18 protein-coding genes are annotated in these 20,451 nt (G+C 39.9%); 8 read left to right on the forward strand and 10 right to left on the reverse strand.

What is annotated here, in order from left to right; translation table 11 throughout:
- Positions 1–80 precede the first annotated feature (80 nt).
- From nqrF to ESY88_RS16775, 6 genes are all read right to left on the reverse strand, one after another.
- A complete protein-coding gene (gene nqrF / locus ESY88_RS16750) occupies positions 81–1,388 on the reverse strand; it encodes an NADH:ubiquinone reductase (Na(+)-transporting) subunit F (RefSeq protein ID WP_147087729.1) in 1,308 nt (435 codons plus the stop codon).
- A 2-nt stretch (positions 1,389–1,390) separates the two neighbouring features.
- Entirely contained in the window at positions 1,391–2,122 is a 732-nt protein-coding gene (nqrE, locus tag ESY88_RS16755) for an NADH:ubiquinone reductase (Na(+)-transporting) subunit E (protein ID WP_147087731.1), read from the reverse strand.
- A gap of 67 nt (positions 2,123–2,189) precedes the next feature.
- Positions 2,190–2,834, reverse strand: a complete 645-nt coding sequence (locus ESY88_RS16760; protein ID WP_147087733.1) for an NADH:ubiquinone reductase (Na(+)-transporting) subunit D — start codon at positions 2,832–2,834, stop codon at positions 2,190–2,192.
- A 10-nt stretch (positions 2,835–2,844) separates the two neighbouring features.
- Entirely contained in the window at positions 2,845–3,633 is a 789-nt protein-coding gene (locus ESY88_RS16765) for a Na(+)-translocating NADH-quinone reductase subunit C (RefSeq protein WP_147087734.1), read from the reverse strand.
- 72 nt (positions 3,634–3,705) lie between these two features.
- Positions 3,706–4,929, reverse strand: coding sequence for an NADH:ubiquinone reductase (Na(+)-transporting) subunit B (locus tag ESY88_RS16770; RefSeq protein WP_147087736.1), 1,224 nt, complete (start codon positions 4,927–4,929; stop codon positions 3,706–3,708).
- A gap of 84 nt (positions 4,930–5,013) precedes the next feature.
- Positions 5,014–6,363 (reverse strand): Na(+)-translocating NADH-quinone reductase subunit A, encoded by a 1,350-nt coding sequence (locus ESY88_RS16775; protein ID WP_147087738.1) that lies wholly within the window; start codon positions 6,361–6,363, stop codon positions 5,014–5,016.
- A 167-nt stretch (positions 6,364–6,530) separates the two neighbouring features.
- On the opposite strand from ESY88_RS16775, the gene ESY88_RS16780 reads away from it, so the two are divergent.
- The gene (locus tag ESY88_RS16780) at positions 6,531–7,781 is read left to right on the forward strand and encodes a type IX secretion system plug protein (RefSeq protein WP_147087740.1); all 1,251 of its coding nucleotides are present in this window, start codon (positions 6,531–6,533) and stop codon (positions 7,779–7,781) included.
- Positions 7,782–7,874: 93 nt separating this feature from the next.
- On the opposite strand, the gene ESY88_RS16785 is transcribed toward ESY88_RS16780, so the two are convergent.
- Positions 7,875–8,414: a cysteine dioxygenase gene (locus tag ESY88_RS16785; RefSeq protein ID WP_189702636.1), complete on the reverse strand. Its 540-nt coding sequence runs from the start codon at positions 8,412–8,414 to the stop codon at positions 7,875–7,877.
- A 95-nt stretch (positions 8,415–8,509) separates the two neighbouring features.
- Between ESY88_RS16785 and ESY88_RS16790 the strand changes: the two genes are divergently transcribed.
- The 4 genes from ESY88_RS16790 (at position 8,510) to ESY88_RS16805 (ending at position 14,679) form a co-directional block, all read left to right on the forward strand.
- Positions 8,510–9,916, forward strand: coding sequence for a pyridoxal phosphate-dependent decarboxylase family protein (locus tag ESY88_RS16790; protein ID WP_147087744.1), 1,407 nt, complete (start codon positions 8,510–8,512; stop codon positions 9,914–9,916).
- 297 nt (positions 9,917–10,213) lie between these two features.
- Entirely contained in the window at positions 10,214–10,600 is a 387-nt protein-coding gene (apaG, locus tag ESY88_RS16795; RefSeq protein WP_147087745.1) for a Co2+/Mg2+ efflux protein ApaG, read from the forward strand.
- A 543-nt stretch (positions 10,601–11,143) separates the two neighbouring features.
- Entirely contained in the window at positions 11,144–12,769 is a 1,626-nt protein-coding gene (pruA, locus tag ESY88_RS16800; protein WP_147087747.1) for an L-glutamate gamma-semialdehyde dehydrogenase, read from the forward strand.
- A 128-nt stretch (positions 12,770–12,897) separates the two neighbouring features.
- The gene (locus ESY88_RS16805; protein WP_147087749.1) at positions 12,898–14,679 is read left to right on the forward strand and encodes a T9SS type A sorting domain-containing protein; all 1,782 of its coding nucleotides are present in this window, start codon (positions 12,898–12,900) and stop codon (positions 14,677–14,679) included.
- 59 nt (positions 14,680–14,738) lie between these two features.
- Here ESY88_RS16805 and rsmG read toward each other — a convergent pair whose 3' ends face one another.
- Positions 14,739–15,368, reverse strand: a complete 630-nt coding sequence (gene rsmG / locus ESY88_RS16810) for a 16S rRNA (guanine(527)-N(7))-methyltransferase RsmG (RefSeq protein ID WP_147087751.1) — start codon at positions 15,366–15,368, stop codon at positions 14,739–14,741.
- Positions 15,369–15,512: 144 nt separating this feature from the next.
- Here rsmG and ESY88_RS16815 point away from each other — a divergent pair, with 144 nt between their 5' ends.
- Positions 15,513–16,613, forward strand: a complete 1,101-nt coding sequence (locus ESY88_RS16815) for a fatty acid desaturase family protein (RefSeq protein WP_147087753.1) — start codon at positions 15,513–15,515, stop codon at positions 16,611–16,613.
- A 22-nt stretch (positions 16,614–16,635) separates the two neighbouring features.
- On the forward strand, positions 16,636–17,823 hold the full coding sequence (locus tag ESY88_RS16820) for a pyridoxal phosphate-dependent aminotransferase (RefSeq protein ID WP_147087754.1): 1,188 nt from the start codon (positions 16,636–16,638) through the stop codon (positions 17,821–17,823).
- Positions 17,824–18,336: 513 nt separating this feature from the next.
- Here ESY88_RS16820 and ESY88_RS16825 read toward each other — a convergent pair.
- The gene (locus ESY88_RS16825) at positions 18,337–18,780 is read right to left on the reverse strand and encodes an Lrp/AsnC family transcriptional regulator (RefSeq protein WP_147087756.1); all 444 of its coding nucleotides are present in this window, start codon (positions 18,778–18,780) and stop codon (positions 18,337–18,339) included.
- A gap of 120 nt (positions 18,781–18,900) precedes the next feature.
- Here ESY88_RS16825 and ESY88_RS16830 point away from each other — a divergent pair, with 120 nt between their 5' ends.
- Positions 18,901–19,296: a hypothetical protein gene (locus ESY88_RS16830; protein WP_147087758.1), complete on the forward strand. Its 396-nt coding sequence runs from the start codon at positions 18,901–18,903 to the stop codon at positions 19,294–19,296.
- 332 nt (positions 19,297–19,628) lie between these two features.
- On the opposite strand, the gene ESY88_RS16835 is transcribed toward ESY88_RS16830, so the two are convergent.
- Entirely contained in the window at positions 19,629–20,276 is a 648-nt protein-coding gene (locus ESY88_RS16835) for a transposase (RefSeq protein WP_223270870.1), read from the reverse strand.
- Positions 20,277–20,451 lie beyond the last annotated feature (175 nt).

Consider the following 20,451-nt stretch of genomic DNA (forward strand, 5'->3'; position numbering starts at 1 on the left):
CTATATATATATATATATATATATATATACTACAAAGACGCGATGAATCGCGTCTCTACAAAATTTATTTATAATTATTTTTATCCACCGAAATCATCGAAACGAATGTGCTCATCTGGGATACCAAAATCCTCACCCATTTTTTGAACGGCTTGGTTCATCAATGGTGGTCCACAGAAATACAATTCTATATCTTCTGGTGCATCGTGATGATTCAGATAGTTATCAATCACACAATTGTGAATGAATCCTACAAAACCATCTCCTGGTGCGTCAATATTTTCTTTTACTTTCCAATTATCTTCTTCCGCAGGTTCAGACAAGGCCAGGTAAAACTTGAAGTTCGGGAAATCGCGTTCCAATTCTCTAAAGTGCTCTAAGTAGAACAACTCTCGTTTTGAACGACCGCCGTACCAGTACGTGACTTTACGACCAGTTTGAAGGGTTTTGAATAAATGATATAAATGTGAACGCATTGGCGCCATACCAGCTCCTCCGCCAACATATAGCATTTCGCTTTCAGACTCATTAATAAAGAACTCACCGTAAGGGCCAGAAATAACCACCTTATCGCCTGGCTTTTGCGCAAAAATAAAAGAAGAGGCAATACCAGGGTTAACGCTCATCCAACCGTTTTTGTTGCGATCAAAGGGAGGCGTTGCGATACGAACATTCAACATGATCTCTCTACCTTCCGCTGGATAGGATGCCATGGAATATGCACGTTCTACCGTTTCAGTATTCTTCATGACCAAAGGCCATAAGGCAAATTTATCCCATTCCGCTTTAAACTTATCAGGTGTTTCGTGCTCTTCAGGGTGCGCGGTGATGTCCATATCCTCAAATTTTATTTCACATTTTGGAATCTCAATTTGAATGTACCCACCAGCTTTATAATTCATATCTTCAGGAATCTCAATCACAAATTCCTTTATGAACGAAGCCACGTTATAATTCCGTACAACCGTTGCATCCCATTTTTTGATGCCGAAGACTTCTTCAGGAATGGTAATCTCCATATCCTGTTTCACTTTTACCTGACAAGATAAACGTGCGCCATCTTTCAATTCTTTTCTGCTGAAATGAGGCGTTTCCGTAGGCAATGCTTCACCACCACCGGAAAGTACGTGACACTCACATTGTATGCAAGTTCCACCACCACCACATGCAGATGGTAAAAATATTTTATTTCCGCTTAAAGTAGAAAGCAATGTTCCTCCTGAGGAAACCTCTATTTCCTTTTCACCATTAATCTTGATGGTCACGGGACCAGATGGCGATAACTTTTGTTTTACAAATAGCAACAAACTTACCAACAACAACGTAATCAATAAAAACGCTGCTACTGTTGCTACTACAGTTCCTAATGTTCCTGCTGCTAAAATCATAATTATTCGTTTGTTTTGGTGTTATTGGCCAATTCCACTTGTTCTTTAGTAGGTGTATTTTCAACCTTAACTTCTACTGTTTGTGCTTCTGCTTTTGCCGCAGCCTTTTCATCGCCTCCTGTTAACATACCGCCAAAGCTCAAAAATCCTATTCCCATTAAACCTGTTATGATGAAGGTAATACCTAAACCTCTCAATGGTGCTGGCACATTACTATATCTAATTTTCTCACGTATCGCTGCTATTGCCAAAATGGCCAAAAACCAACCAATACCAGATGAAATACCATAGTTAATTGCTAAGCCCAAAGTTGGGATCTCGCGAGATTGCATAAACAATGAGCCTCCCAAAATTGCGCAGTTTACTGCAATAAGCGGCAAAAAGATCCCTAAGGAGTTATAAAGCGATGGAGAGAACTTTTCTACTACAATCTCCACCAACTGCACCATGGTCGCAATAGTTGCTATAAACATAATAAAGGAGAGGAAACTCAAGTCGAAATCGGCATATTCATCTCCCATCCAAGTTAAGGCTCCAGGCTGAAGAATATATTGATCCAACAACCAGTTTAAAGGCACGGTTATAGCCAAAACGAATATGACCGCAGCACCTAAACCGATAGCTGTTGATACCTTTTTGGAAACTGCTAAATAAGAGCACATCCCCAAAAAGACTGCAAATACCATGTTATCTATAAAAATAGACTTGAAAAATAACTCGATGTGTTCTAACATTATCTTATATATTAAAAGTGATGCATCTTTGGATAGTCAATGCCTTTATATTTTCTTCTTGAATGATTTAATCTTCAATTAAATTCTTGTTTCTACTACGTTGTATCCAAATAAGAAGACCAACGATGATCAAGGCCATTGGAGGCATGAGCATAAACCCATTATTCTCATAACCTGTTGAGTACACACCCGTTTTCTCAATAGCATCACCTAAAACAGGGATGCCAAATAAGGTTCCAGAGCCTAATAATTCTCTAAAGAATCCTACGATTACAAGTATTACAGCATAGCCAAGTGCGTTTCCAATACCATCCAAGAAAGAGCGCCATGGCCCATTTCCCAATGCAAAAGCTTCAAAACGTCCCATAATGATACAGTTGGTGATGATCAAGCCCACAAACACAGAGAGTGTTTTACTCAGCTCATAAGCATAGGCCTTTAGCACTTGATCCACAATGATTACCAAAGACGCCACCACGATTAATTGTACGATGATCCTTATTTTTGAAGGAATGATATTTCGCATCAACGAAATGACCACATTCCCTACTCCTAAAACAAACAAAACAGCAATCCCCATAACCAAGGAGGCTTTCAACTCGGCTGTAATGGCAAGTGCAGAACAAATCCCAAGTACTTGAATGGTAATCGGGTTGTTATCTGCTAACGGATCTGTGATTAGCTTCGTATCCTTTTTTGATAGTAGTCCCATATTAGTTTGATTATTTATTTAAGTTCTGAAAAAAAGGCACGTATAGGCCCAAATCGGCTTTGATCATTGCAGAAACGCCATCACCAGTAATGGTGGCACCTGCTAGAGCATCTACTTTGTAATCTTCTTTGCGTTCATTTTTTGGATCATTATTTCCCTTTGCTACTGCAATGCCTTTAAAAACTCCTTGAGAAGTTAATAGGTGCTCACCGTAAAAATCATCCATAAAGTACCGTTGTTTGATATTGGCTCCCAAACCTGGTGTCTCACCTGCGTGATCAAAGAATGTCCCTCTCACGATCATGTCCTTGTCCACTGCGATAAAGCCCCAAATAGCATCCCATAAGCCCTTGCCATAAATAGGGGCAACATAAAGCGTTTCACCATCATGCTCACTTACAAATAGAGGCAACTTTCTTGGGTTTCCTTGTTTGGCTTGCGCTTGTTGTTTTTTGACATCGATAAGGTAAGGTTCTTGACCATTATTAGCTGCCATGTACTCTTCTCTGGTTTGCTCTTTTATGAGTTTACCATCCTGAACCTCTAATACCAGCTGTTCTTTTACTATGGAGGCAAAAAGGCCTGCTACAGTATCTGTAGATACAAAAGCAATTGTATTTTCCTCATTTTCATTGAAGCCCATAGCGTAGAGGATGTTTTGTTGTTTCTCTATACGCTCATTTTCGGTGATTGCAGGCTTAAGCGAAGAGGCTGTATAAGCCAACAATGATCCCACCACAAATACCATCGCAATGGCAAATAAGATGGTGTAAACATTTTTATCTGTTCTTTTTTCCATAATTATGAAATTATATATTTTAAATTTTAAAGTCTTTTAATGCTGAAAGTTTCAGCATCATCAAACCAAATTTTAAGCAGTTGCTAGTTTTAAACGCTTTCTTCTCTTTTTAACATTGCTCTGGATGACATAATGGTCGATGGTTGGAGCAAACACATTCATCAACAATATCGCTAAGAATACGCCTTCTGGATAGGCAGGGTTAAAGACCCTAATCATGATGGACAAAAAACCTATCAAAAATCCATAGATGTATTTTCCTTTATTGGTTTGTGAGGCAGTGACGGGATCTGTGGCCATGTAGACGGCACCAAATAAAATACTACCAATAATCAGGTGCTGCCAAAACGGCACACTCATCAAGCCGTAGAACTTACTGGTATCTCCAATCCATCCGGCGTCAACAACACCATTAAATATGAGTCCCATTACCAAGGCACCAACTAGTGTGCTCAAAATAATTCTCCAGCTCCCCACTTTTGTGAAAATCAAAAATAAGGCACCAAAAATAATGAGCAGTTTCGAGGTTTCCCCAACGGAGCCAGGTATCAACCCAAAGAACATATCGGCATAACTATAAGCCACATCTTGGCTTTGTGCATAGCTACCCAAAACGGTCTCTCCAGACATGGCATCTAGATTCTGACCAGCAGCAATCGCTTGATCTCTCTCTACCGCACCATGCACCCAAACTTTATCGCCAGACATCCAAGTTGGATAGGCGAAGAATAAAAAGGCACGAATGGTCAAAGCCGGGTTGAGGATGTTCATCCCAGTGCCTCCAAAAACTTCTTTACCAATCACTACTCCAAAAACCACAGCAACTGCCAACATCCATAATGGGATATCAACAGGTACGATCAATGGCACCAACATCCCTGTTACCAAATAGCCTTCTTCAACTTCATGGCCTTTGATAATGGCAAAAACAAATTCTACCGCAAGACCAACGCCATAAGAGACTACCACCAAGGGCAGTACTTGCCATAGGCCAACCACTAAGTTGTCTAATGTCCAGAAACTGGATGCGAAGAACCCATGGGAAGCTTCAATTTCGCCCAATGCCAAATAATGCTGATACCCAGCATTGAACATGCCATAAATCAAACAAGGCACTAGAGCTAGGATTACCGTATTCATCGTACGCTTTAGATCATCTGCAGCTTTGATATGAGTCCCATTATGGGTGGTTTCATTCGGTAAGTATAAAAAAGTGTGCAATGCGTTAAAGGCAGGTGCCATCTTCTTTCCTTTATACTTTTCCTTTAATGTGTGTAAGTTATTTTTTAAACCCATTGTAATTTTATTTCAATTTAGAGGCGGGCTACGCTTCCGTTGTGTTGAGTTATTTGATGTATTTTAACAGACGAAGGCTTTGGTTTATCCGATTTCCTTCAGCATAAGATCCAAACCGTTTCTAATGATTTGTTGATGGGGTTGTTTTGAAACGCAAACAAATTCCGTTAAGGCAAAATCCTCTGGTGCCACTTCATACATTCCCAAGGCTTCCATTTCATCTAAATCCTCATACATGCAAGCCTTAAGGATTTGCATCGGGAAAATATCCAATGGAAAAACATCTTCGTAAATTCCTGTGATCACAAATGCGCGGTGCTCGCCGTTTGTATTGGTATTTAGATCGTATTTTTTGTTGGGCTGCATCCAAGAAAATGTTAAGGCTCTTGAAGTAGAAACCTTATCAAATACTGGTTTGTTCCATCCAAAAAACTCATAATCATCACCTTCAGGGATCACACTTATCAAATTGCTATAATATCCCAGGTTACCATCTGGCTTCACTTGTTTCCCGGTTAATACATTACCGGAAATAATACGATCATTCCCATTTTTATCTACACCATTATCATAGACCATGGTGGACACTTCGCTACCAATGAGCGTTTTGAAATATCTTGGTTTTTGTACTGAAGATCCAACCAAAGCGACCATACGCTCAGCATTGAACTTACCGGTCAACAATAATTCGCCCATAATTACCAAATCGGCAGGATTAATGGTCCAAACCGTTTCGCCCTTATTTACCGGGTTGATTTTATTGATGTGGGTGCCTACATTTCCCGCAGGATGGGGACCTGAAACTTTGTGAACAGTCACTCCTTCTAGACCAGCTAAAGGAGACGTATTGGATTTGACTCCCACGTGAATCTTTCCTGGAGTCAATTTTGCCAAAGCAGAAACCGCAGCTTGCAATTCGGCTTCTTTGCCACTGAGCGTATAGTCCAGATCGGCTGCCAAGGGTGCGGTGTCATAACCTGAGATAAAAATCGCCTTAGGCTCACTATCAGGATCGGCAATCACGTCATAAGGCCGCTGTTTGATAAAAGGCCAACATCCCGATGATAAGAGATGTGACTTAGTGGTTTCAGCATTTGCGTTGCTATCAAATACCCCAAAATCTTTATGTGATTGTTCCTTATCGGCTAAGATCTTAATGGCGTCGATACGACGTTTAGGACCTCTTAAAACTTCTACTACCTTACCAGAGACTGGTGAGACAAATTTGACAGCGTCATAACTCTTGTCGTGAAAGACGACATCTCCAGCCATAACCATGTCACCTTCTTTAGCGACCAATTTAGGGGTAACGCTGTGAAAATCCTCAGGTCTAAGAGTACAAAAGTTACTGAAAGTAGCTTGTTCTACTACTTTCTCAGCTTCGCCTTGCAATTTTATATCAAGACCCTTTTTAATCTTAATGTCGTTTGACATACGTTCTATATTGAAATTAATTGTCTAAAAATCCGTGCAAATTTACGAATTAATTGAGTAATAAAATAGTTAGCCAATCTAAGTTTCTTATTTTTAAACATTCTAAATAAGTCTCAAAACTTAAGGTATGGATTTTGTTTATATTTACAAAATAAATTCTCTATTCGATGAAACTAACTTTCAAAATTCTCAGTTTAATTCTAATTTTCCCTTTGTTTCTTGCAGCACAGGTATTTGAAGTTAATCCGCCAGACTTTATCAAAACAATTTCGTTTAGAGGCAATACCCAGGTAAGCAAGTTACCCATTCTCAATTTGGGCGACCCTTTATTCTTGGAGTTTGATGCATTGAATGGCGAGGAAGCCGACTTCTATTACATCATAGAACATTACAACTTTGACTGGACACCTTCACAACTCGTCAAAATGGAATACTTGAGTGGCTTCGATAACCAGCGCATTAGGGATTATGAGAATTCCTTTAATACCTTTCAAATTTTCTCACATTATACATTACGTATTCCAAACCAGCAAACCCGTGGCCTTCTTAAAAGTGGCAATTACTTGATATCCATATATAATGACGATCAAGAATTGATGTTCAGTAGAAAGTTTATGGTGGTTGAAGAACTCGTTGCCGTTGGCGTGGATATTAAACGGTCAAGGGATGTGAAATTTATAGACGAAAAACAAAGTGTCGATATCATAATCAACACAAACAGTATCAACCTCAACAATCCGCAGAATACCATAAAAACGCTACTGGTTCAAAATAATAACCTCAACACTGCCATTGACTACCTCAAGCCGCAATTTATTTTGGGCAATGAGTTGGTGTATCGTTACGTTGAGAAATCGACTTTTTGGGGTGGTAATGAGTATTTTTTCTTTGAGAATAAAGATGTGAGAGCCTCCAATGTGAGCGTACAGTTTACCGATTTACGCGATCTATACCACAGTTTCCTGTTCGTCAATGGCGCCAGAGCCGATAGACCGTATACTTACAATCCAGATATCAATGGCAATTTCTTGATCAATGCGTTAGATGTAGATGACCTTAGGCTTGAGGCCGATTACACGGTTGTGCATTTTGGCCTGCAATATCCAAAGTTTACCGACGGAAGCAATATTTACGTTTACGGCAATTTCAATAACTTCGGACTTGAACCCATGAACAAAATGATTTTTAATGCTGCGGAAGGTATTTACGAATCCCAATTCAAATTAAAGCAAGGGTTTTATAACTATAAATATGTGGTTGTCGATAAAAGTGGTGAATTGAATGAAGGTCACATTAGCGGAAACTTCTGGCAGACCGAAAACAATTATAAAGTATTGGTTTATTATCGTGATTTGGGCGCGCGCTATGATCGTTTGATTGGTTTTGGGGAAGCCAATTCCATCAATATTTCGAATTAATATTGTGCCGCTGTCTTCAATCGAAATTTCAATCTGGAACCGACTTCAAATGTGCTTTAACCACTGCTAGAACGCCGTGAAATCCTTTAAGATTTAAGCCGTCCCCGTCCCATCGAGTACATCTTGTTCACTGTCATAACGCAACTCCTTTTTCACAAATTCGCCATTAGCCTCATTGTAACTTCTGCATTGCTCAATGGGTTTCGCGTAAAGATGCAAGCTCATGCTGCGACCCTCAAAATTATTCTTGAGACGATGCAACGCAATTTCATCATTGATGAAGGTGGTTTCGCTTGCTGTTACGATTTGTGAACGCAGCAGATTCAAATCCCCTTCGGCATTAAAATCAAAAAACTCCTCCTCGATCTCGCCTTTTAAGATACGCACCCAACAGTCCTCCCCATCGTGATTGTGCACCGATGTTTCCTGTCCTTCACACCAACACAATAAAATCAACTCAAAATCGCTGTCGTGGTAAAGGCAATTGCGGGTGTAGCTCTTATCACTCCAACTTGTAAAGTCCTTAAAATTAACCTCACTAAAGTCAAAAGTATTGAAGATGCCATTATAATCGGCAATCCCCGCTTGTTTCAAAGCATCTATAAAAGCTTGAATCTGTCTTGGTGTTTTCAATATATCTTAATTTTTAGTATCTTGTTAATTCCTGAATTTTCCAACAAAATAGGGATAAATTTGCAGTAGCCAAAACACAGAATGAACATTAGCATATGCTCAACGACTTAAAATTATTTCAAGAGCTTACCGAGATTTTATTAACCGAAGAACGCGAAACACCTGTAGCCAAACCCATACCTTCCCAACATTTATACGATAGTATCGATTTGAGCTTGCCAGAGGACGCTAGCATTGATAACGATTTCAAGGCCACCTTGACCGAACTCATCAAACGCACTCCCAAAACCGCTTCCACTTCGTTTTTCAATCAGCTTTTTGGAGGGCGCATCAGCAGAGCCACTTTGGGTGATTTGTTGGCAGTGATGCTCAACAACAGCATGTACACTTATAAGGTTGCAGGCCCGCAAGTTGGCGTTGAGAAAGTCTTGCTTCGAAAAATCTGCGACATGATCGGTTATACAGCAACCAGTGACGGCACCTTTGCTCCTGGCGGTTCCATGAGCAATTTCATGGCGGTCTTGATGGCACGTGATAAATATAACCCTGAAGCTAAGACGGAAGGAATGAGCCATAAAATGACGCTTTACACATCAGAATGTTCGCATTATTCTATTGCAAAAAATGCTGCGTTCATTGGTGTGGGCAGAAATCAGGTCAAAGCCATTAAAGTCAATGCCGTGGGCGAAATGATTCCGTCGGAATTAGATCTTCAGATTAAAAAAGATATTGCCGCTAATTTACAGCCATTTTTCGTCAATGCCACGGCAGGTACTACTGTTTTAGGCGCTTTTGACGATGTGGAGGCCATAAGTAAAGTTTGTAAGGCTCATGACCTTTGGCTGCATTTGGACGGTGCCTATTGTGGGTCGGTAATTTTTAGTGATGCCTATAAACATCTGGTTAAAGGCATAGCACTTACCGATTCGTTTAGCGTAAATGCACACAAAATGTTGGGCACGCCATTGAGTTGCTCCATTATTGTGGCCAAGGATAAAAAACATCTATACCAATCCTTTTCCAACGATGCCGAATATCTGTACCAAACCAACGACGACGATTACAACCTGGGGAAAACCTCCATTCAATGCGGGCGACGCAATGACGCCCTAAAACTCTGGACACTCTGGAAATCGGTAGGCAGCAAAGGGCTCGAAAAAATTGTGGCCCACCAGTTCATGATTGCCGATGTGGCACGCAAATACATCAAAAACCATCCAGATTATACGCTGTATAGTTTTGACGATTCCATTTCGGTGTGTTTCAATTATAAAGATATTCCTGCGAAAACCTTGTGCACGCAACTCTATGAACAGGCAGCATTGATGGTAGGCTTCGGAAAGTTTAAGGAACAAGAATTTGTGAGGTTGGTAACCATCAACAGTTTGATTCAAGAGCAAGATATGATTGCTTTTTTCAAAACGATTGAAGCCTTTGAATTTGAGAACAAGCCCGAAAACAAAGAACTCGTTGGAAACTCGCAGGTCATTGATGAAGAATGAACCACGACTTTTAATTTGAAACGAAGATTTGAGATTTATGACGTAGGACTGTTTGACTTAAGACCTAGGATGCAGGGCTCAAAGCTCAAAGCTCATGACTTAAACGGAACTGAAGCGCTCTTCTTTTGAAGTTCTTCCTGAAATTTTCAAAATGATACAATACGGTCAGAATCAAACATTTGAAGTTTCCGTCACGATCTCAGCTTCAATCACAGTCTAAAAGTCCTGTTCAACGGAAAAACTTCCCTTGTTTCTCAAAATTCGTTATCTTTACAATTCACGTAAGCATTCCAAATTATGGTACAACAAGTCACTAGCGGTATAAAAATTTCAGTCGAAACCACTTTTGAAGGCACTTTTTACAAAAACTACAAAGTGCACTTCGCCTTTGGTTACCGCGTTAGCATAGAAAACCAAAGCAAAGATTCTGTGCAGCTTGCTTCTCGATATTGGACGATTTTGGATGCACTCAATAATGTGGAAACCGTTGAAGGCGATGGTGTGATTGGGCAGCAACCCGTATTAGGACCTGGCGCCTCTCACACTTACAGTTCAGGCTGTTTACTCACGTCCCCATTTGGCGCGATGCAAGGTCACTACAACATGATCAATCTAAATACCCAAGATGATTTCAAGGTTTTTATTCCTTCATTTAAATTGAGTGCGCCTTATGCACTCAATTAATTCGCTATTCCTCCATACTTTAAAAAAGCGGTTACCCATTTGGCAACCGCTAACCATTTATTCGTTTAGTGTGAATTCCATAAAAGTGTCATCCTTCCTTATGAGTCGTTTATTTTCGATATCATTTGCAATTGACTTATCTTGAAACAGAACCGGATCATAGCTTTCAATAAGAAATAGATTTGTTCTTCCAATTTGACTTTGACTTCCAACTCACACAATTTTTTTACTGAAGCATATTCACATTTAAGCCACTATCGCGACTATCTTCACATTCTTAAAAAAAAAGAATTTATTATCAACAATTAATACGAAAAATGCCCCAGTTAAGGTATTTATCTTTACAATTCGATTGGCTAATTAAAGTTGATTTTGAAGCACCCAATAAGCTAAAAGCTTTGCTCTGTTTTCATAACGAACAGATTAACTCCAATCCCCAGGCTATTTTAACGCCGATTTAATACCATTCGAAATCGGCAGTTGTCAAAAAATTGTACCTTTACGATTCAATTTACAATAAACCATAAAAACCTAAAATTTCACATGGGAAAAGGATTTTTCAACACACCAATAGCCATCAACGAACCCGTAAAAACTTACGCTCCCGGAAGTCCGGAACGTGACGAGGTGCTCAAGGCCTATAAAGACATGTTCAATAGCAAAATCGAGATTCCGCTGCATATCAATGGCAAGGATGTCAAATCGGGCAATACCAAGACGCTTTCTGCACCACACGACCACCAACATGTGGTGGGTTCTTATCATTTAGCTGAAAAATCCCATGTTGAAGACGCTATTTCCACTGCGATGGAAGCCCGCAAGGCTTGGTCTCAACTCCATTGGGAACAAAGAGCAGGCATATTTTTAAAAGCTGCGGAATTGATTGCAGGTCCATACAGAGCCAAAATCAATGCTGCTACCATGATCGCGCAATCAAAAACGGTGCATCAAGCTGAAATTGATTCCGCCTGTGAACTCATTGACTTTTTACGCTTCAACGTGCAGTACATGACCGATATCTACCACGACCAACCGGAAAGTACTTCCGAAGCATGGAACCGTTTGGAATATCGACCATTGGAAGGTTTCACTTATGCCATTACACCATTTAATTTCACCGCTATTGCCGGCAATTTACCATCCTGCATGGCATTGATGGGTAATGTTGTAGTCTGGAAACCAAGTGACAGCCAAATATATTCAGCAAAAGTGATTATGGATGTGTTTGATGAAGCAGGTGTACCTCCCGGCGTCATCAACGTAGTGTTTGGAGATCCCAAAATGATTACAGATACTATTTTGGCAAGTCCAGATTTTTCTGGTTTACACTTTACAGGTTCTACCGACGTATTTAAAGCGCTTTGGAAACAAATAGGAAACAATATCGACAATTACAAAACTTATCCAAGAATCGTTGGTGAAACTGGTGGTAAGGATTTTATAGTCGCCCATAAAACTGCCGATGCCAAACAAGTTGCAACCGCCATCACGAGAGGTGCTTTTGAGTTTCAAGGTCAAAAATGTAGCGCGGCTTCAAGAGCTTATGTGCCTTCCAACATTTGGGAAGAAGTCAAAAAATACGTGGTTGCCGATGTCAAATCCTTTAAAAAAGGATCACCAGACAATTTAGAAAACTATACAACCGCAGTAATCCACGAAGCCTCTTTTGATAAATTGGCAAAATACATCGACCAAGCCAAAGCCGATGCTGATGCAGAGATCATTGTAGGCGGCACTTACGATAAAAGCAAGGGTTATTTCATTGACCCAACCGTGATCGTGGCCAAAGATCCTAAATACACCACAATGCATACTGAATTATTTGGCCCAATCATTACGATTTATGTGTATGATGCGGACAAATTTAGCGAAACATTGAAATTGGTGGATGAAACGAGCCCTTATGCATTAACAGGAGCTATTTTAGCCAAAGACCGTTATGCTATTGCTGAAGCCACTACCGCATTACAAAATGCGGCCGGTAACTTCTATATCAACGACAAGCCAACTGGTGCAGTTGTAGGCCATCAGCCATTTGGTGGCGCGAGAGCTTCCGGCACCAATGATAAAGCGGGTAGCGTTCTCAACCTATTGCGTTGGATTTCGCCAAGAATGATCAAGGAAACCTTCGTAACACCAACAGATTATCGCTATCCTTACATGAAATAAAATGTGATGCTTACTTAAAAATAAATCCTCAAACATTTAGTTGTTTGGGGATTTTTGTTGTTCTAAGCCCTTATTCTACAAAATATTACCTTAAATTTATATCTTGTGAGCACATAAAAACCACACCAATGATAAAACACTACGCTTTACTACTTTTTGCCTTACCGTTTATAGCCTTCTCCCAAACGGTAGCATTTGAATCCACGATATCTGCAGACCTATCTGCCTATTCTGGGGCAACCAGCTTTTCAGGTCTTGGCGAGTACGAACTCTTTTTAGACAGCAACGATGGTATTTTAGACAAGCCCATAATTCTATTAGACGGCTTTGATCCAGGAGATACGCGAACGATTTCAGGCATTTATGATTTACTCAATTTTACTGATGCCAGCGGCAATCAAAACCTAGGAGACCTCGTTAGAGCCGAAGGGTTTGATGTGGTCATCCTTAATTTTCCGCGGTATTTGCGATTGGCAGATGCCACTTTGCTGAATCTTTCCGATGTGGCAGACACCAACGGAGACAGCATTATTGATGAAAGCGATTTTCCCGCAGGAAGTAGTTTAATTGATGGCGGTGCCGACTTTTTAGAGCGGAATGCCATGCTTTTGCTCGACCTCATCAACACGCTCAACGCCGATAAGGTTGGCGAGGAAGAGTTGGTAATCATTGGCCCAAGTATGGGCGGCATCATTTCCAAATATACACTCAATTACATGGAGAACCAATCCATTGCCCACGAGACCCGATTATGGATTTCTTTTGACGCACCTCATTTGGGCGCCAATGTGCCATTGGGATTTCAGCATCAATTCAACTTCTTGGGCTTTGGTTTAGGAAACCTCAATATTACCCAATTACAACCCGTAGTCAACGGTCTCCTCAAAGCACCTGCTGCAAGACAGATGTTGATAGACCAATTCGAGACCCATTTGGAAACTGGCAGCAATGTGGCATTTGATCCTGCAAAACTATTGCCCGAAGCACATCCATATAAAGCCATTTTTGACTCAAGCGTCAATGGTTTGACCGCCACAGGTTTTCCTCAAAATACTCGAAACGTGGCCATAGTTAACGGCAGCGGCGTGGGCAACCCTTATCTTTCATCTAATGGCACAGAGGTCACACCTGGATTTACTGCAATCGATGATACTTTTGCTGTACCTGGCTCGCCATTGCCAACCACTGCACAAATCGGTCTCAATTTAACACCTGCAAGCGCTACAGGTGCTGCACTCATAAGTAAGATTTTGGTGCAGATCAACTTTATTGGAACCACCACTTTGGTTGACGTAGAAGCCAATGCCCAAGCCAATAGCTATTCTGATGGCGTGGATGCAGCCTCTGGCGGACTCTTTGATCTCAATGCCTTTACGGAAGGCCTTGGAAACGATGGCATCATTGGCCTATTTTCAAATGCCTTGCAATTGGATGAATTCAGTTTTATTCCTTCTGTTAGTGCTATGGCGGTAGAATTTCCCAATAATGAAATCGATTGGTACGATATTGATTTGGGAACGCCCACCAGCCCAAATGCGACTACACCCTTTGTCAATTGGCATGCACCCACCGAGAATCAACCTCACGTGCAACTCAACGAAGCTAACGTGGCTTTTGCACTTAGTGAAATTTTACAGGGATCTTTATCCAATGTATCGTTTGAAAATTCAGCAGATGTTCGAATTGCCAGCAATCCTATAAATGATGCACTTGTAATCTTGAGTGACAAGCTCTTGGGAAGAACCAATTTGAGCATCATTGATATTACCGGAAAACATGTGTACAAGGCCACCAATATGGTTTTAACACAACGGAACCGTATTCCTTTGGACTTAGAATCTGGTATGTACATTCTCAACATCGAACCCAAGAATCAAACTCAAATTAGGATTAAGTTTATCGTGAACTAGATTGCTTCCGAAGCAATAAATACATTAAATCAAACACCATTACAAACGATGGTGTTTTTTTAAGTGCGGAATTTAATGGGTAGGTGCACCACTTTTTTGGTTTCGAAAAAGGCTTCCTCAAAATAATCGCTCAGCTCATAGATAGTAGCTGTTTGATAGGTTGCCAATTCTTCAGAAAGATCGCCACCTTTAAGGTATAAGATACCGTTTTTAAGCTCATGGTTTTGCTTTTTGGCAATTTTACCCTTTACCCAATGCACAAAAGTAGGCATGGCAGCCACTGCCCTACTCACAATAAAATCGAATTGGTCATCAACTTCCTCAACCCTGCTATTGGTGGTCTTGACGTTTTTTAAATCCAATCCAGCAACAACCTCATCAACCACTTTTAATTTCTTGCCAATACTATCCACCAAATGGAACCGAGAATCTGGAAACAAAATGGCCAAGGGAATTCCTGGAAATCCACCTCCAGTGCCCACATCAAGTATTTTAGAGCCTGGCTTAAAAGTGATGACCTTTGCAATGCCTAGAGAGTGCAAAACATGTCGCAGATACAATTCTTCAATGTCCTTTCTAGAAACCACATTGATCTTAAGATTCCAATCTTGGTAGAGGCGATCTAAATCTTGAAATTGCTTGATTTGTTGCTCACTTAAATTAGGGAAATAGCGTTGTATAAGCTCCATTGACTTTGGTTTAATTGCAAAAATAGGCATTTTTCAACCCATATTTTTACATTATAATTGGCAAAATTAGAGCATTTATTAATTATCTTTGCTATTAAATATGCGGATTGAGCGATTTTCGTTTGATTTCAAAATATACATTGGATGACTAAGCAAACCCTTTCCTTCTCTCGAGCTGATTCTGCGAAATTTTTCAGGACACTCAACAAACGCGTTAACAACTATTTCAAGGAAAACAATATTAAACGTACTGGTAATTGGAAGCTCTGGCTGAAGACCATCATTATGTTTACCATTTTCTTATTGCCTTATTTATTGATTCTTACTTTAGATATTCCTGGTTGGTTACAACTTTTACTTACTGTTGTAATGGGCATTGGTATGGCTGGCGTGGGGATGAACGTGATGCACGATGGCAATCATGGAGCGTTCTCCAATAAAGATTGGGTTAACCGCCTTATGGGAAGCAGCATTTACATTTTGGCTGGCAATGTCTACAATTGGAAAGTACAGCATAATGTTTTGCATCATACATACACCAACATTCACGGTCATGATGAGGATTTGGAAGCAGGACGCATCTTGAGATTTTCAGAGCATACCAAATGGGCGAAACATCACAAGTTTCAGCATTATTATTCAGTATTACTCTACGGATTACTTACCATTAACTGGGCAATTACTACAGATTGGCAGCAAATGACCCGTTACATGAAGCGCAAGCTTTCCTACGGAAAAATGCCAAGTCCTATTGCTAACTGGAGTAAACTCGTGATCTCAAAAATTATTTATGTTTCGCTTTGGATTGTTTTGCCTATGCTCGTTTTAGACGCCGCTTGGTGGAAAATTCTATTAGGCTTCTTCATCATGCATTATGTTGCAGGTCTCATCTTGAGTGTCGTGTTTCAATTGGCACATGTCATGGACGAAGCAGAAATGCCGCTTCCTGCTGAAAATGGCACCATGAAAAACACTTGGGCCATACATCAATTGGAAACCACAATTAATTTTGGTGCTAAAAGTAAGATCATCAATTGGTACACTGGCGGCCTCAACCACCAAGTTGAGCATCATATTTTCCCTAATATCAGTCATATTCATTACGGGAAGATCGCTAAAATCGTTAAAGAAACAGCTCAAGAATTTAATCTTCCGTATAAAGAATACGAAACTACAAGAAAAGCAATTGTCGCCCATTTTAAATTTTTGAAGACCATGGGCATGAAACCGGCCGTATCAGCTTAAAATATCAATCAACTTTAGTGAAATGACACAACTTTCAGAACGCGTATTGAATATGGCGACCTCTGCTACCTTAGCAATGGCCGCCAAAACAAGAGAATTAAAAGAAGAAGGTAAAGATATTATCGGCCTCAGTTTAGGCGAGCCAGATTTCAATACACCAGATTATATAAAGGAAGCCGCGAAACAAGCGATTGATGATAATTACAATGGCTATACACCAGTTGATGGTTATACCGAATTGAAGGATGCCATCATTACCAAATTCAAGCGCGACAATCAACTTAATTATAAACGTTCTCAAATTGTCGTATCAACCGGCGCCAAGCAATCTTTAGCCAACATTGCTGCGGTACTTTTAAACAAAGGCGATGAAGTGATCTTACCCTGCCCATATTGGGTAAGTTACAGTGATATTGTAGCCTTGAACGAAGGTGTTCCTGTAGAAGTAAAAACGGCCATTGAAAATGATTTCAAGTTGACACCTGAGCAACTTAAGGCCGCAATTACCCCTAAAACGAAAATGATTTGGTACAGTTCTCCCTGCAACCCAAGCGGATCGGTTTATAGTAAGGCTGAATTGAGAGCTTTAGCAGATGTACTTAAAGATTACCCAGAAATCATTATAGTTTCTGATGAAATATACGAGCACATCAATTACTTGGGTGGCGGACACGAAAGCATGGCACAATTTGAAGACATGTACGATCGTACAGTTACCGTAAACGGTGTTTCCAAAGCATTTGCGATGACCGGATGGCGCATAGGCTACATTGGGGCTTCAGAACAAATCGCGAAAGCCTGCACCAAAATGCAGGGACAAATTACCAGTGGCGCCAATTGTATTGCTCAACGGGCTACTATTACCGCATTGAATGAATCGCCATCGAAGATTCAATTCATGGTTGACCAATTTAAGGAACGTCGTGATTTGATATTAGATTTGCTTAATGAGGTTGAAGGTTTTAAGACCAATGTACCAGAAGGTGCTTTTTATGTGTTCCCAGACATCTCCTATTACTTCGGAAAAACGATTAAGGGTCAAACCATAAACAATGCTGAAGAACTTTCACTATTCCTTTTAGAGCATGCACTCGTAGCGACGGTTACAGGAGAGGCTTTTGGCAGTCCAAACTGTATTCGCTTGTCTTATGCAGCTTCAAAAGAACAAATTATTGAAGCCATAAAACGCATCAAGGAAGCCTTGAGCTAAAGCGCAACCAACACGATATTTTAAAGCCACTACCTTTTGTTAGTGGCTTTTATAGTTTACAAATATGACGCTTTATAGGACTATGGGAAAACAATAATAGAAATCAGTTCTATGGCCTAACCTACTTAATAAAGAGCATGCTTTTGTACCGCCGAAGCTTTCGTTTATAATTTCAATTTGCAATTAATAGAATGGATTCTGCTTCAAAGATATATCTGCTTCAAAAATAGAATTGTGTTTCAAATATCTTGCGGAATCAACCATCGCCATCTGCTATCGCAAGCCACTAAACCTAATAACTGGCAAAAGATGCCATGGGATTGTAACCCTCACTTTTCAAGATTATGAATCGCCGAGACCATCTTTTAGCTTTTTTGAACTGCAGCTAACTTGCGAATGGCAACGTAATAAATTTTGACATTCGATTGAATCAAGGTATAGTTAGTATTCAAAGCAGCGTCAATACAGATCAATAAACACTTAGACTTGAGACATTAAAACGAAAACTACCAGCTATTTCAAGGGTTTAACCTCATTGTGTTTGATCACGTGGGATAATACGATTTGCGTTTTGGTCTCACCATAAACAATCAATTGATCGATAAAGGCTTCCAAATGCTTTTGGTTTTTTAAGACCACCTCCATAACAATATTCTCATTGCCAGTAATGCGATAGCAATTGATTACCTCATCATAAGTCTTCACTTTTTCAAGAAAAGGCTTCAACATGCCCATGAAGGCTCTCAATGTAATTAAAGCCTTCAGTTGATAGCCTACCTCAAACGGACTTACCAAGGTATTATAATTTTGAATCACGCCAGCCTCCTCCATCTTTTTTATGCGCTCTGATACTGCCGGCGAACTAATGCCGACCGTTCTACCAATTTCGGTATTCGATTGCCGTGCATTTAGTTGAAGACACTTTAAAATCTTCCAATTAAGATTGTCTATATGCATTTAAAGTAAATTTTAAAAATAACTTAAATCCTAAGGCAAATATACGATTATGGTTTAAATTCTAAAGCGAAGTGTCGATACTTCTCGGTAATTTTGGTGTTACCGATTAAGTAATAACTTATGTATTATAATTTGCCATCTCATTTATCAGATCTTCCTATCTATAGGAAGGCTATGGACATTTTAATGCTTTCGCGGAATATCTCAACATATCTCAGTCAGGATCTCTCCTATTTAAACCCTGACGGAAGCGAGGATGCGCATATTTACTTTTCAGGAGACATCATCCAACAATCGGAATCTTTGGTGCCAGAAATCGAGAAGGCACAAGCTGGACGTTATTCCGAAAAAAAAGACCAGCATTTGGCTTCGATCGAGCGGTTGACACAAAGGCTTCACATCAATTGCAATCGGTTGGAGCGCTGTAATAGCAACGGTAGCGAGTACTTGCCTATTTTACGAAGCGAGTTGAGAAAATTTAGAAAACTGCAACGCCATTGGGTATTGACGCTCTAATTCCACAATCTAAATTTCATTTCCCATTCATTCCTAATCATTTCCGAAGGAATCATTTCAAGATAAATCGAGCATCAATCTATAAAAGCAATAGATTTGGCATTTTAATGCCAATTAAAAAAATCAATTTGGCATTTCAATGCCATCTCATTGCGTACGGACAGGTCGCGACCTGTCCCCTCTTACTCAATAAATATTGAAAAAAATCATGATCAAACAGCTCTCGAGCTGTCTCTATGCATGAAATTTATCCTTAATAATTGGGACAGCTCTCGAGCTGTCCCTACGCATAAAATTTATCCTTAATAATTGGGACAGCTCTCGAGCTGTCCCTACGCATAAAATTTATCATTAATCCACTTATTCGGATTTTCGCTTATATAATTCGAAATCATACTATGGGCCCTATCCTCTTTGATGATACTATCATGAAAGGAACGCTTCCATTTAAAACCTGGAAAATTCAGCTCATGAATCCATTTTGAGGATGTACTCTTGAAAGCTCCTACCAGCTCTGACAATGATTTGATTTTTATGCCGACCTCAGTAACCAAATGCTTATTGATTTCGATGATGGCATGCACATGATTTGGCATGACCACATAATTATGCAAAACAACATATTGATATTGCCCTGCCAACCATTGCAATCGCTCTTCAACAATTTTACCATACGCATTTAACTCCATGACTTTTCTGGATGGCACTATTGAAAATTCTTTGGATTTTTTTAATTGGGGGTGTACTGCATCTGCACGCCGTGCGGACAGGTCGCGACCTGTCCCTACGGGATTATTTTTCGAATCGGAATGAACGGACAAGTCGCGACCTGTCCCTACGGGATGATTTTCATCAATCAAATCTGCATCCACAACCTGACCCAAACAACATTTCATTTGATCCACACAAATGGTAACGAAATACAGATTATTTCTTGAATAATCATACCCCTTCATGCGATTACCTTTGCGATTTTTCATTTTAATGGATTGAATACCATTAAGATATGAAAATATTTGATGCAAATGCAAAACTCTAATTTTTATGATCCCTTTTGATTCCTAAAAAAATGGGATCCTCATATATAAATTCATGAATTGATGAAAATATGGAAATCTGGAAATTGATATGGAATATTTCAGAATAAAAAATTGC

It is taken from the genome of Subsaximicrobium wynnwilliamsii (genome assembly GCF_007997225.1).
GTDB classification, from domain to species: domain Bacteria; phylum Bacteroidota; class Bacteroidia; order Flavobacteriales; family Flavobacteriaceae; genus Psychroserpens; species Psychroserpens wynnwilliamsii.

Coding starts and splice junctions, on each gene's coding strand:
- ESY88_RS16805 (WP_147087749.1), top strand. CDS start 12,898: ATGATAAAACACTACGCTTTACTACTTTTTGCCTTACCGTTTATAGCC.
- apaG (WP_147087745.1), top strand. CDS start 10,214: ATGGTACAACAAGTCACTAGCGGTATAAAAATTTCAGTCGAAACCACT.
- pruA (WP_147087747.1), top strand. CDS start 11,144: ATGGGAAAAGGATTTTTCAACACACCAATAGCCATCAACGAACCCGTA.
- ESY88_RS16780 (WP_147087740.1), top strand. CDS start 6,531: ATGAAACTAACTTTCAAAATTCTCAGTTTAATTCTAATTTTCCCTTTG.
- ESY88_RS16790 (WP_147087744.1), top strand. CDS start 8,510: ATGCTCAACGACTTAAAATTATTTCAAGAGCTTACCGAGATTTTATTA.
- nqrF (WP_147087729.1), bottom strand. CDS start 1,388: ATGATTTTAGCAGCAGGAACATTAGGAACTGTAGTAGCAACAGTAGCA.
- ESY88_RS16775 (WP_147087738.1), bottom strand. CDS start 6,363: ATGTCAAACGACATTAAGATTAAAAAGGGTCTTGATATAAAATTGCAA.
- ESY88_RS16835 (WP_223270870.1), bottom strand. CDS start 20,276: ATGAAAAATCGCAAAGGTAATCGCATGAAGGGGTATGATTATTCAAGA.
- ESY88_RS16825 (WP_147087756.1), bottom strand. CDS start 18,780: ATGCATATAGACAATCTTAATTGGAAGATTTTAAAGTGTCTTCAACTA.
- ESY88_RS16820 (WP_147087754.1), top strand. CDS start 16,636: ATGACACAACTTTCAGAACGCGTATTGAATATGGCGACCTCTGCTACC.
- ESY88_RS16765 (WP_147087734.1), bottom strand. CDS start 3,633: ATGGAAAAAAGAACAGATAAAAATGTTTACACCATCTTATTTGCCATT.
- ESY88_RS16770 (WP_147087736.1), bottom strand. CDS start 4,929: ATGGGTTTAAAAAATAACTTACACACATTAAAGGAAAAGTATAAAGGA.
- nqrE (WP_147087731.1), bottom strand. CDS start 2,122: ATGTTAGAACACATCGAGTTATTTTTCAAGTCTATTTTTATAGATAAC.
- ESY88_RS16760 (WP_147087733.1), bottom strand. CDS start 2,834: ATGGGACTACTATCAAAAAAGGATACGAAGCTAATCACAGATCCGTTA.
- ESY88_RS16830 (WP_147087758.1), top strand. CDS start 18,901: ATGTATTATAATTTGCCATCTCATTTATCAGATCTTCCTATCTATAGG.
- rsmG (WP_147087751.1), bottom strand. CDS start 15,368: ATGGAGCTTATACAACGCTATTTCCCTAATTTAAGTGAGCAACAAATC.
- ESY88_RS16815 (WP_147087753.1), top strand. CDS start 15,513: ATGACTAAGCAAACCCTTTCCTTCTCTCGAGCTGATTCTGCGAAATTT.